Annotated in this window: 14 protein-coding genes; 5 read left to right on the forward strand and 9 right to left on the reverse strand. The window is 66.6% G+C overall.

Annotated elements, in window-relative coordinates; genetic code table 11:
• Positions 1–38: 38 nt before the first annotated feature.
• From GGR40_RS14040 to gluQRS, 4 genes are all read right to left on the reverse strand, one after another.
• The gene (locus GGR40_RS14040) at positions 39–908 is read right to left on the reverse strand and encodes a 3-hydroxyacyl-CoA dehydrogenase family protein (protein WP_429276874.1); all 870 of its coding nucleotides are present in this window, start codon (positions 906–908) and stop codon (positions 39–41) included.
• Between the two features lie 75 nt (positions 909–983).
• Positions 984–1,553, reverse strand: a complete 570-nt coding sequence (locus GGR40_RS14045) for a cob(I)yrinic acid a,c-diamide adenosyltransferase (protein ID WP_429276875.1) — start codon at positions 1,551–1,553, stop codon at positions 984–986.
• Positions 1,554–1,600: 47 nt separating this feature from the next.
• Entirely contained in the window at positions 1,601–1,834 is a 234-nt protein-coding gene (locus GGR40_RS14050) for a hypothetical protein (protein WP_429276876.1), read from the reverse strand.
• On the reverse strand, positions 1,831–2,673 hold the full coding sequence (gene gluQRS, locus GGR40_RS14055) for a tRNA glutamyl-Q(34) synthetase GluQRS (protein WP_429276877.1): 843 nt from the start codon (positions 2,671–2,673) through the stop codon (positions 1,831–1,833). The genes GGR40_RS14050 and gluQRS overlap by 4 nt, the downstream gene beginning before the upstream one ends.
• Before the next feature lie 156 nt (positions 2,674–2,829).
• Between gluQRS and GGR40_RS14060 the strand changes: the two genes are divergently transcribed.
• Positions 2,830–3,438, forward strand: a complete 609-nt coding sequence (locus GGR40_RS14060; RefSeq protein ID WP_429276878.1) for an HNH endonuclease — start codon at positions 2,830–2,832, stop codon at positions 3,436–3,438.
• Here GGR40_RS14060 and GGR40_RS14065 read toward each other — a convergent pair.
• On the reverse strand, positions 3,411–4,028 hold the full coding sequence (locus tag GGR40_RS14065) for a flavin reductase family protein (protein ID WP_429276879.1): 618 nt from the start codon (positions 4,026–4,028) through the stop codon (positions 3,411–3,413). The genes GGR40_RS14060 and GGR40_RS14065 overlap by 28 nt on opposite strands.
• Positions 4,029–4,108: 80 nt before the next feature.
• Positions 4,109–5,389: a dicarboxylate/amino acid:cation symporter gene (locus GGR40_RS14070; protein ID WP_429276880.1), complete on the reverse strand. Its 1,281-nt coding sequence runs from the start codon at positions 5,387–5,389 to the stop codon at positions 4,109–4,111.
• A gap of 179 nt (positions 5,390–5,568) precedes the next feature.
• Here GGR40_RS14070 and glmM point away from each other — a divergent pair, with 179 nt between their 5' ends.
• Genes glmM through thiD form a run of 3 tightly spaced genes read left to right on the forward strand, consistent with a single transcriptional unit; the run spans position 5,569 to position 7,933 of the window.
• A complete protein-coding gene (glmM, locus tag GGR40_RS14075) occupies positions 5,569–6,912 on the forward strand; it encodes a phosphoglucosamine mutase (protein WP_429276881.1) in 1,344 nt (447 codons plus the stop codon).
• Positions 6,912–7,139 carry a DUF1272 domain-containing protein gene (locus GGR40_RS14080; protein WP_429276882.1) on the forward strand — a complete coding sequence of 76 codons (228 nt, stop codon included), beginning with the start codon at positions 6,912–6,914 and terminating at the stop codon, positions 7,137–7,139. Before glmM ends, GGR40_RS14080 begins: the two co-directional genes overlap by 1 nt.
• Positions 7,140–7,180: 41 nt before the next feature.
• Positions 7,181–7,933 carry a bifunctional hydroxymethylpyrimidine kinase/phosphomethylpyrimidine kinase gene (thiD, locus tag GGR40_RS14085; protein WP_429276883.1) on the forward strand — a complete coding sequence of 251 codons (753 nt, stop codon included), beginning with the start codon at positions 7,181–7,183 and terminating at the stop codon, positions 7,931–7,933.
• A 1-nt stretch (position 7,934) separates the two neighbouring features.
• Here the strand turns inward: thiD and GGR40_RS14090 are convergent, their stop codons facing one another.
• Positions 7,935–8,099 (reverse strand): hypothetical protein, encoded by a 165-nt coding sequence (locus tag GGR40_RS14090; protein WP_429276884.1) that lies wholly within the window; start codon positions 8,097–8,099, stop codon positions 7,935–7,937.
• A 149-nt stretch (positions 8,100–8,248) separates the two neighbouring features.
• A complete protein-coding gene (locus GGR40_RS14095; protein ID WP_429276885.1) occupies positions 8,249–9,124 on the reverse strand; it encodes an LOG family protein in 876 nt (291 codons plus the stop codon).
• Positions 9,125–9,284: 160 nt separating this feature from the next.
• Between GGR40_RS14095 and GGR40_RS14100 the strand changes: the two genes are divergently transcribed.
• Positions 9,285–10,343, forward strand: a complete 1,059-nt coding sequence (locus tag GGR40_RS14100) for a S66 peptidase family protein (RefSeq protein ID WP_429276886.1) — start codon at positions 9,285–9,287, stop codon at positions 10,341–10,343.
• On the opposite strand, the gene GGR40_RS14105 is transcribed toward GGR40_RS14100, so the two are convergent.
• Entirely contained in the window at positions 10,340–10,705 is a 366-nt protein-coding gene (locus GGR40_RS14105) for a hypothetical protein (protein WP_429276887.1), read from the reverse strand. The genes GGR40_RS14100 and GGR40_RS14105 overlap by 4 nt on opposite strands.
• Positions 10,706–10,992: the final 287 nt, after the last annotated feature.

The raw sequence follows: 10,992 nt of genomic DNA on the forward strand, positions 1-10,992 counted from the left end.
TAACACCGCATTGCAGCCGGACCGGACGCATTTTTCGATCAGCGGGTGGGAACCGGAGTCTCGCCCGAATAATCGTAGAAACCCTTGCCGCTCTTGCGACCGTACCAGCCCGCCTCGACGTACTTCTGCAGCAGCGGCGCGGGGCGGTACTTGGGATCGCCGGTGGTCTGGTGGAACACCTTCATGATCTCCAGCAGGGTGTCCAGCCCCACGAAGTCCGCCAGCGTCAGCGGTCCCATCGGGTGGTTCAGGCCGATCCGGCAGCCCGCGTCGATGTCCTCGACCGAGCCGATCCCGGCGCCCAGCACGAAGATCGCCTCGTTCAGCATCGGGCACAGGATGCGGTTGACGACGAAGCCGGGCTCGTCGCCCGCCAGCACCACGGTCTTGCCCAGCGCCTCGCCGAAGGCCTTCATGCGATCGATCGTGTCCTGCGACGTGGCAAGGCCGGGGATCACCTCGACCAGGCCCATCAGCGGCACCGGGTTGAAGAAGTGCAGCCCGCAAAAGCGCGTCGCGTCGGGCGAACTGGCGGCCATGCGGGTGATCGGGATGGAACTCGTGTTGGAAGCCAAGATGGCATCTGCGCCCAGCACCTTGCCGACGCTTTCGAAGATTTTGTGCTTGATGTCCTCGCGCTCGGTCGCAGCCTCTATGACAAGGTCGGCGCCGGACAGCGCGGAATAGTCGGCGGCGGGGGTGATGCGGCCCAGCAGCGCGTCAGCGTCGGCCTGGGTGATCTTTTCCTTGGCGACCAGTTTGGCAAGACCCCGGGCGATACCCGCCTTGCCTTTTTCGGCGTTTTCGAGGCTGACGTCCGTGAGGATCACGTCCATGCCCTTGCTCGCCACGGTCTGGGCGATGCCCGAACCCATGATGCCTGCGCCGATGATGCCGACTGACTGCACTTGCCAAACTCCTCTATCGTTTAACCGAGCGCTTAACACCTGCGGCGCATCGGGGAAACCTAGCGGATTGGACTCCTAGCGATTCTGGCCGGGCACCCAAAGCACATCGTCGGCACCGTCACGATTGAGCGCGCGCGCCAGTACGAAGAGGTAGTCGCTCAGCCGGTTGAGATAGGCGAGGGCCGCGGGATTTACGGCGTCGGTCGCGGCCAGCGCGGTGGCGCGGCGCTCTGCGGCGCGGGCGCTGGCGCGGGCCACATGGACGCGGGCCGCGCCTTCGCTTCCGCCGGGCAGGATGAAGCTGCGCAGGGGCGAAAGGCTGTCGTTGATGGCGTCGATCGCGGTTTCCAGCCACTGCGCCTGCGCCGGCACGATGCGCAGCGTCATCTCGCCGGGAGTGAAATCCTCTCCGGGCGTCGCCAGATCCGCGCCAAGGTCGAACAGGTCGTTCTGGATGCGGGTGAGAGTGGCGGCGTGCGGGCTGTCGGTCAGCGCGCAGACGGCAAGGCCGATGACGCTGTTCGTCTCGTCCACCGCGCCGATCGCTTCCATGCGCGCTGCGTGCTTGGGCAGGCGGGAACCGTCGACGAGGCCGGTGGTGCCGTCATCGCCGGTGCGGGTGTAGATCTTGTTGAGGCGGACCAAGAACGCTCTCCACTATGGAATGTCGGCCGAGCTAGGACAGCCGCCCCTTACCGCGCCATCGCCAGCAGCAGCGCGCAGACCAGCACGGCGGCGGCCTGATACTTGATGCGGTTGAACATCATCTTGTTCTGCAGCAGCTGGTTCGCCGAAGGTCCCGTGGCGTTCGGATCGCGGTGCAGGTCTTCCTTCGTGCTGTTCATGAAGGCGACGATGCCGCGCACGAGGCTGATCACGACCATGATCACCAGCACGACGATGACGGGGACGAGGATGTAGCTCATGCTGCGTGGTGTACCCCTTGCGAGAACGAAAGACCAGCGGGCAGCGCACCGGCGCGCAGGGCATCGGCGATGGCGAGGCCGTTCTCTCCGGCGCGGCGGCGGCCGGCCAGCGACGGGGCGCCGCGCCGCTTGGCCAGCTTGCGCCCGTCCGCCTCGACCAGCAGCGGGTGGTGCAGCCACGTCGGCACCGGCAGGCCCAGCAGCGCCTGCAGCAGCCGGTGGACGTGGCTGGCGGGGAACAGGTCCATCCCCCGCGTGACAAGGGTGACGCCGTCGGTCGCATCGTCCAGCGTGGCGGCAAGGTGGTAGCTGGCGGGCAGGTCTTTCCTCAGCAGCACCACGTCGCCGAAGATTTCCGGCGTCGCAGCCTGCGAGCCCGCCACCTCGTCGATCCATTCGAGCGGGCCGGTCAATGCCATGGCGCGCCCTACGTCGAGACGCCACGCGGCATTGTCGGGGGCCACCGGCCGATGACGGCAGGTTCCGGGATAGATAGGCCCGTCGGGACCGTAGATCGTGGCAGCGGCGGCGATTTCGGCGCGGGTGCAGGTGCAGGGATACAGCAGGCCCATCGCCTTCAGCCGCTCCCCCGCAGCCGCAAAACTGCTCAGCCGGTGTGATTGAAACACCGCGTCGCCGTCCCATTCCAGACCCAGCCATGCAAGGTCGAGCAGGAATTCGTCCACGAACTCGGCCCGGCTGCGTTTGCCGTCGATATCCTCGATCCGCAGGATGAACGCGCCGCCGCGCGCCCTTGCCGTATCGTGCGCCACCATGGCCGCATAGGCGTGGCCCAGATGCAGCGGGCCGTTGGGGCTGGGGGCGAAGCGGGTGCGCATGGGCGGTGTCCTAGCGCGGCGCAGGGCATCCGGAAACATGCCTGTGGATTTTGCGGGCGAAGCACGAATCAGCAGCCTTGACGCGCCCGACGCCAAGTGCTGCTATTAACGCATGGACTGCCATCAAACCGCAATCCCGGCCTGCGACAGGAGGCCATGCTCAAGTCGGAGCTGATAGAGCGCGCGGCCCGGTTCCGCAGCGCGGAGGATGACCCCTCCCGAAGTCTTTCGGACTGCCCTGCTCTTGTGCTGAATGCGGATTACACGCCGCTTTCCTACTACCCGCTGAGCCTCTGGCCGTGGCAGACCGCGATCAAGGCGGTGGTGCTGGAGCGGGTCGATATCGTTTCAAGCTACGAACGCGCGGTGCATTCGCCCAACTGGACGATGCAGATCCCCTCCGTGATCGCACTGCGCCAGTACGTGAAGCCCAGCGAATTTCCCGCTTTCACCCGCTTCAACCTGTTCCTGAGAGACAGGTTTTCCTGCCAGTATTGCGGCAGCCCCCACAACCTTACCTTCGACCACGTCGTGCCGCGCCGTCTGGGCGGGCGCACAAGCTGGGAAAACATCCTTACCGCCTGCGCGCCCTGCAACCTCAAGAAGGGCGGGCGCACGCCCAAGCAGGCGAACATGCCGCCGCTGGTCCATCCGATCCGCCCCACCAGCTGGCAGTTGCAAGAACGCGGCAAGGGCTTTCCGCCCAACTACCTCCACGAAACCTGGCGCGACTGGCTCTACTGGGACATCGAGCTGGAAGAATAGGTCCGCGCGCCCAGCATCTGCGGGCGGAACAGACGTCGGCGCGACACCCGTCTGCCCGAAAGCGCGAAGACGCCGTCGCCTTCGTAATGCACGTATTCCGGCTCGGGCGCGGCCGACCGGACGCTGATGTGCGTCACTTCCAGGATGAACAGGTTGTAGCGATCCACCGCTCGGTCGTCGCGCAGGCGGCATTCCAGCCGGGCATGGCATTGCGGCAGGACCGGCACATCGACGTCGTGGCCTTCTTCCCGGTCGATGCCGAACGCCGCGAACTTGTCGATGTCTCCACCCGAGCAGTTCCCGATCCGCACCACCGCGTCCAGCATATCGCCGGTGGGCACGTTCAGCGCGCACTGGCCCGATGCGCGCAGCATGTCGAAACTGCGACTGCCCCGCGACACGACGCAGCTGATGATCGAAGGGTCGGAATCGAGCACCTGATGCCAGCCGAGCGCCATCACGTTGTCCTCTCCCCGATGCCGGGTAGTCAGGAGGACGACCGGACCGGGCTCCAGGTACGTGCGGGCATGGGAAACAGCAACGCTTTCAAAGCTTTCGGCAAGGTGCCGGGGCGCGAACGAACTGGCCAAGGCTGGGGCTTCCTCTCACGGTAACGCCCTTCCGCAGCGAATTACAGCCGATCCGGTTTCATCTTTGTGCGCCGAAACGTTCAGTGGATCGTTTCAGACGATTCCGGCTCGTCCGCGATACCGGCATCCACCGCTGCGGCCAGTGCCACGTCCATCGTCACGTTGCCGATGGTGCGCATCAGGTCGGGAAGCACTTCCACCGCCACCAGCACGCCCAGCGGCCATAAAGGCACACCCATCGCCGCCGCGATCGGCCCGATGGATGAGACGAAGCTGATCGTGCCGGGCAACGAAACCGCGCCAAACGTGGTGGCAAACGCCACCAGTGCTCCTGCGGCCAGCGCGCCGGTGGTCAGTTCCATGCCGGCCAGCCTGGCGGCATAGACCGCGACCGCCATGTTCATCGCCGGCCCCGTCGCCCGGAACAGGGTGACCGCCAGCGGCAGCACGAACTCCGCCGTGGTCCCGCCGACGCCCAGCTTGCGGGCAGAGGCAAGCATGGCGGGCACCGTGGCCAGCGAGGACTGCGTGGAAATGGCGACGACCTGCGCGGGCAGCATCGCCGCGGCAAAGGCGGGGAGGCTGCGCCTGCCCGCGAACACCGCGATGAGATAGCCTGCGACCATCACCACGGTGCCCACCGTGACGACCAGGATGATGTAGTGCGCCAGCGCCCCCAGCGCCGCGCCGCCGCTGCGCACGCCCAGCGTCATGCCCAGCGCGAAGACGCCGATCGGCGCCAGCATCAGCACCCAGCCGATCACCACCATCATCGCACCCGCCAACCCTTCGAACAGGAGGGCCAGCGCGCGGCGCGGTTCGTCAGCCAGACGGGTGGAGGCCAGTGCGAACAGGCCGACGAACACGATCACCGGCAGCATCGCGCTGGCGGCTGCGGCGGAAATGACGTTGTCGGGCAGCAGCGATGCCAGGAATTCGGAGATGCCGGGCGCCTTGCCGGGGTCTGCCCCATGCGGAAAGCTGACGCCCGGCGGCACGGGGAACAGGTCCAGCAGCAGCGGCATCGCCACCGCGCCCAGGGTGGCGCTGAACGCCAGGAACCCGACGATGATGCCCAGCGTGCGGCGCGCCATGGCGCCGGCGCGGGCGGCGGCAACCGTCGTGACGATGCCGGAAAACAGCAGCCCCGCCACCAGCGGCAGGATCGTCATCTGCAACCCCTGCAGCCACAGTGACCCGATCGGCCCGGTGATCTTCAGCGCGGTGTCCGCCATCGGCCTGCCCGCCAGCATCAGGCCAAGCACCAGCCCGGAGACAAGCCCGGCCAGCGTCAGCGCGCCGGGGACGCGGATTTCGGGAATGCGCGACGCGGCCGGCGGGATGGGGGAGGAGGATGTCATGCGCCCCGACAGATAATCGGCGCCGCAGTGCTTGGCAATTTGGCGTTGCTCAACATGGTTTGGTGCCAAGGTCGACGGCAACCTAAACTCTCTGTAAGGGGGCGTTCAGCGGGCGGTAACGCCATTGGGTTCAAACGCGCAGGGTATCGCGACAGGCATCGAGCGCAAGAGGTCAGGCAATGGGCAAGCAGTTCTTCGGCACCGATGGCATCCGGGGGCGCACCAATCAGGGCGCCATGACCGCCGCCATGGCGATGAAGGTCGGTCAGGCCGCCGGCGCCCGCTTCCTGCGCGGCGCGCACCGCCACCGCGTGGTCATCGGCAAGGACACGCGCCTGTCGGGCTACATGCTGGAGAACGCGATGGTCGCGGGGTTCACCAGCGTGGGCATGGACGTGGTGCTTCTGGGCCCCATGCCGACGCCTGCGGTCGCGCTGCTGACACGCGAACTGCGCGCCGACGTGGGCGTGATGATCTCTGCCAGCCACAACCCTTACGAGGACAACGGCATCAAGCTGTTCGGTCCCGACGGCTTCAAACTGTCGGACGAGGACGAACTGGCGATCGAAGCCATGCTGACCGGCGGCGACCTCGCCCTTGCCGCCGCGCCCGAGATAGGCCGCGCCCGCCGGGTGGAGGATGCGCGCGGGCGCTACATTCATGCCGTCAAGGGATCGCTGCCTTCCACCGTGCGGCTGGACGGGCTGAAGATCGCGGTCGATTGCGCCAATGGCGCCGCCTATCAGGTTGCGCCGTCCGCCTTCTGGGAACTGGGTGCGGAGATCGTCGCCGTGGGCGTCACCCCCAACGGCAAGAACATCAACGAGCGCTGCGGGTCCACCCATGTCGAGCTGCTGCAGGAAACCGTGGTGTCCTCGGGCGCCGATATCGGCATCGCGCTCGATGGCGACGCCGACCGCCTGATCGTGGTCGATGAAAAGGGCAAGACCGTGGACGGCGACCAGATCATGGCGCTGATCGGCAGCCAGCTTGCGGCGCGCGGCGAATTGCGCGGTGGCGGCGTGGTGGCCACCGTCATGTCGAACCTGGGGCTGGAACGCTATCTTGGCGGGCAGGGCCTGTCGCTTGAACGCACTGCCGTTGGCGATCGCCATGTGCTGGAGCGGATGCGTTCGGGCGGCTTCAACGTGGGCGGCGAGCAGTCGGGCCACATGATCCTTCTCGACCACGCCACCACTGGCGACGGCACCGTGGCCGCGCTGCAGGTGCTTTCGGCGCTGGTCCAGTCGGGCAAGCGCGCCAGCGAACTGCTGCACCTGTTCGATCCGGTGCCGCAGCTGCTGCGCAACGTGCGCTTTGCAGGCGGCAAGCCGCTGGAGGCTGATAGCGTGAAGGCGGCCATCGCCGATGCCCAGGCCTCGCTCGACGGGCGCGGGCGGCTGGTCATCCGCCCCTCCGGCACCGAGCCGGTGATCCGCGTCATGGCCGAGGGCGATGACGCGGGCGAAGTGGAGGCTGCCGTCGCGTCGATCTGCCACGCCGTGGAAAAGGCCGCCGCCTGATGCCTCTGGAAATGCGCCCCGATTGCGAACGCTGCGGCACCGACCTTCCCGCCGAGGCGCCAGGCGCGTTCATCTGTTCGTTCGAGTGCACGTACTGCGCCGAATGCGCCGATGCGCTGGACGAACTGTGTCCTAACTGCGGCGGCGAACTGCTGGACCGCCCGACCCGCGCCAAGCGCCACCACGATTCCGCACCGCCATCGAAAGTGCGTCATTACAAAGGCTGACGCTCGACTCGCGGGCCGGTGAAGGGGTAAGGACGGCGGCCATGAACCAGGCTCCCCGCATCCTCTCCATCGCCGGCTCGGACAGTTCCGGCGGCGCCGGCATTCAGGCCGACATCAAGACGATCACGCTGCTGGGCGGTTATGCCATGACCGCGATCACCGCGATCACGGCCCAGAACACGCGGGGTGTCACCGACGTGGTGGCGCTGTCGCCGCAGATGGTGGCGGCGCAGATCGACGCCTGCATTAGCGACATCGGCGTGGACGCGGTGAAGATCGGCATGCTAGGCAGCGCGGAGATCGCCGAAGTCGTTGCCGACCGGCTGGCACCGCTGAACGGCGTGCCCATCATCTTCGATCCGGTGATGGTGTCCACTGCCGGCTCGGTGCTGGCGGACGCGGCGACCGTGGCCGCCTTCGATCGGCTGATGGCCATCGCCTGCCTGACCACCCCCAATTACGACGAACTGGCCGCGCTGGGCGGCGACGCGGCGCTGGCGGCGAAGGGCTATGGCTATATCGCCAAGGGCGGCGATGCGCCCGGCGACGTGGTGGAGGATCGGCTGGTGCTGCCGGGGCAGCCCCCGGTGGTCTGGACCGCGCCGCGCATCGATACGCGCCACACCCACGGCACCGGCTGCACGCTTTCAAGCGCGATCGCCACGTTCCTTGGGCAGGGCGCTCCGCTGATCGAGGCGATAGAGGATGCCCGCGACTTCGTGCGGGCGGCGCTGCTGGCGGCTCCGGGCTTCGGCGAAGGCTTCGGCCCGATGGGACACCACGCAGTCCGGTAAATCAGTGAAGGCGCGAACGGCGGCGCAGCGCGGTGTCGGCCAGCAGGCCCACTGCTGCCATCGCGCCGCCGGTAAGGCCGGCGGTGCTGAGCGCCACGATCACCGGCTGGGCATAGTCGGCAAGAGCACGGGCGCGGTCGTTGAAGGGTTCGATCAGATGGCTCATGGCGGGTGTCCTGCGGGGGGCTTGGTGTGACCCGCAGATGCACCTGAATGAACGTTCAGGACAGTCCGATAAGTTCGCTTACAGTGTTCGGGTTTTTCGAAATAGCGCAGTCGGCGGGCCGGCCGATCGTGTGGGCCGGCCCTTTTGCGTCAGCCGCCGTCCAGGTCGTAGAACTTCTGGACGTGGGCCCAGCCTTCCTCGGCGGTTTCGCACCAGTGGAAAAGGTCGAGGTCACGGGCGTTGATGACGCCTTCCTCGGCCAGCGCCTCGAAGTTGACGACGCGTTCCCAGAATTCGCGGCCGTAGAGCAGGATCGGGATCGGCTTCATCTTGCCGGTCTGGATCAGCGTCAGCAGTTCGAAGAATTCGTCGAAGGTGCCAAAGCCGCCGGGGAACACCGCGACTGCGCGGGCGCGCAGCAGGAAGTGCATCTTGCGCAGCGCGAAGTAGTGGAACTGGAACGACAGGCGCGGCGTGACATAGCGGTTGGGCGCCTGTTCGTGCGGCAGCACGATGTTGAGGCCGAGCGATTCGGCGCCGACTTCCATGGCACCGCGGTTGGCCGCCTCCATGATCGACGGCCCACCGCCCGAGCAGACTACGAACTGGCGCATCCCCTTCTCGACGATGGCGCGCTGGCTGGCGAGGCGGGCGAGCTTGCGCGCTTCCTCGTAATACTTCGCCTTGTCGGCAAGGCGCGTCGCGACTTTCTTCTGCTCGTCGGTGACGGCGGAAGTCAGCACCGCATCGGCCTTTTCGGGCGAGGGGATGCGGGCGGACCCGTACATCACCAGCGTCGAGCCGATGTTCGCTTCTTCCAGCAGCATTTCCGGCTTCAGCAGTTCCAGCTGGAAGCGCACCGGGCGCAGTTCGTCGCGCAGCAGGAAATCGGTGTCGCGGAAGGCCAGCTGGTAGGCCGGGTGGCCGGTCTGAATGGTGTCCGCCTGCTTTTCGGCGAAACCGGCTTCCTGTTCGGCCTTGTAGAAACGGCGTTCGGTGAGGTCTTTGTCTTCTTTTTCGGTCATTGGCTCTTCATAGGCATGGCGCAGGGTGCGCGTCGAGAACGGATATGTGCGTGCAGTGTTGCACACGGGACAGGAAATCCGCTCAAGGCGGATTAGGGCCGGTGCCGCTTTCGAAAATGCCCTGCTGGGCATTTTCATGACGGCGCATTAGGCTGCGGGCATGATGAACGGTTCGAGCATGACGCGGCGCGCGGCCTTGATGGGGATCGGGGGTGGAGCCGTGGCGCTGCCGGCGTGGCGGGCGCTGGCGGCTCGTCCACCGCAAGCCAGGGATATGGTGCGGCCGCCCCGCCTTCGCAATGGCGACGTGCTGGGACTTGTCGCCCCGGCCGGGTTCGTGGCCGACCGTTTCGGCATCGACGAGATCGGCGCCACGGTGCGCGCGATGGGGCTGGAGCCGCGCTTTGCCCCGCACCTGACCGCGCGCGAAGGCTATCTGGCCGGGTCGGATACGGTGCGCGCACGCGATCTTGCGGCGATGTTCGCGGACGATGGCGTCCGGGCGATCATGGCCGTGCGGGGCGGCTGGGGATCGGCGCGGTTGCTGCCGCTGCTGGACTTTGCCGCGATCCGCAAGGCGCCCAAGCTGTTCGCGGGCTTCAGCGACAACACCGCGCTGTGTCTCGCACTGGCGCGCGCGGGCGTGATGTCCATCCACGGGCCCACGGCGGCGACGTCGTGGCCGGCAGCATCGTGGGAATCGTTCCGGCAACTGGCGTTCGAGGGCGCAATGCCGACATACGCGGTGCCGACGTATCCCGGCCCGAACCTTGCCGGACGAGGGCCTGCGGTGCGAACCTTTCGCGGCGGCAAGGCGCGCGGCCGGCTGCTGGGCGGCAATCTGGCGGTGCTCAGCGCGCTGGTCGGCACGCCGTACCTGCCGGACTTCACCGGGGCGATCCTGTTTCTGGAGGAAACCAACGAGGCGGAATACCGCATAGACCGGATGCTGACCCAGCTGGCGCTGGCAGGCGTGCTGGACAAGCTGGCAGGCGTCGTCTTCGGCCAGTGCACGCACTGCGAAAACCCGGACGGCGGCTATTCCAACTTCACCGTCTACGAAGTGCTGGACCAGCGGTTCGCCGCACTGGGCATCCCGGCGTTTCAGGGGCTGATGATCGGCCATGTTGCCGGGCAGATCAGCATTCCCGAGGGCGCTCTTGCCGAGATCGACGCCGATGCAGGCACGCTGCGCCTGCTGGAACCGGCGGTGATCTAGGCCGTATCGTCGCTACGCAGACCGTAGAGGGTCACCAGTTCGGCGAAGAGATCGTCAGGCAGGGGATGAACGAATTCCAGCCCGGCGCTGTGGCTGCCCGCCCAAGCGACGAAGGCGATCATCGGACGGCATTCGGGCAGGGTCAGCGTGATCACTTCGTCCGCGTGCAGCGGGCCTATGCCCTCGATCCTTGCGCCCAGCGGCGTCAGATCCTTCAGAACGACCGTGGTGTTGACCAGATCCCGTCGGAACCGGGCCATCATCTCCACCTTCTCACGCGGCTGGCGGCGCTCCAGCGGCAGGTCTTCGGGACCGGACTGGGGCGGCGGAAAAGTGCCGGTCGCAGGCATTAGCTCCGGCATGAGCGGAAGATCCTTCGTTGGGGTCGATCGCTCCATCGTACCCGGCAAAACCTTGCCGTCATGCCTCAAGGCCGCATCCGTATTTACACCGAATCACCAGTTGGCGCGGCGATTTGAGCGGTTATAAGACGTGGTTAATCTGCAAAGGATTGCATCGCCTGCGCCCTGTTCCCGCACAAATTATTGAAAATTGCGGCTCTTTTGGCTGCTTTTCACGCTCGATCCGGCTGCCGGCCGATGGGCCGTTACCCACAACACACCCTTTCTTAACCATTTTTCGCGCAGAA

Origin of the sequence: Novosphingobium gossypii, from assembly GCF_050433305.1 — a bacterium.
Classification (GTDB): domain Bacteria; phylum Pseudomonadota; class Alphaproteobacteria; order Sphingomonadales; family Sphingomonadaceae; genus Novosphingobium; species Novosphingobium gossypii.

Excerpts from the sequence above, each read along its gene's own strand:
- GGR40_RS14070 (WP_429276880.1), bottom strand. The coding sequence starts at position 5,389 with ATGACATCCTCCTCCCCCATCCCGCCGGCCGCGTCGCGCATTCCCGAA.
- GGR40_RS14090 (WP_429276884.1), bottom strand. The coding sequence starts at position 8,099 with ATGAGCCATCTGATCGAACCCTTCAACGACCGCGCCCGTGCTCTTGCC.
- GGR40_RS14105 (WP_429276887.1), bottom strand. The coding sequence starts at position 10,705 with ATGCCGGAGCTAATGCCTGCGACCGGCACTTTTCCGCCGCCCCAGTCC.
- GGR40_RS14080 (WP_429276882.1), top strand. The coding sequence starts at position 6,912 with ATGCCTCTGGAAATGCGCCCCGATTGCGAACGCTGCGGCACCGACCTT.
- GGR40_RS14095 (WP_429276885.1), bottom strand. The coding sequence starts at position 9,124 with ATGACCGAAAAAGAAGACAAAGACCTCACCGAACGCCGTTTCTACAAG.
- GGR40_RS14050 (WP_429276876.1), bottom strand. The coding sequence starts at position 1,834 with ATGAGCTACATCCTCGTCCCCGTCATCGTCGTGCTGGTGATCATGGTC.
- gluQRS (WP_429276877.1), bottom strand. The coding sequence starts at position 2,673 with ATGCGCACCCGCTTCGCCCCCAGCCCCAACGGCCCGCTGCATCTGGGC.
- thiD (WP_429276883.1), top strand. The coding sequence starts at position 7,181 with ATGAACCAGGCTCCCCGCATCCTCTCCATCGCCGGCTCGGACAGTTCC.
- GGR40_RS14060 (WP_429276878.1), top strand. The coding sequence starts at position 2,830 with ATGCTCAAGTCGGAGCTGATAGAGCGCGCGGCCCGGTTCCGCAGCGCG.
- GGR40_RS14100 (WP_429276886.1), top strand. The coding sequence starts at position 9,285 with ATGATGAACGGTTCGAGCATGACGCGGCGCGCGGCCTTGATGGGGATC.
- glmM (WP_429276881.1), top strand. The coding sequence starts at position 5,569 with ATGGGCAAGCAGTTCTTCGGCACCGATGGCATCCGGGGGCGCACCAAT.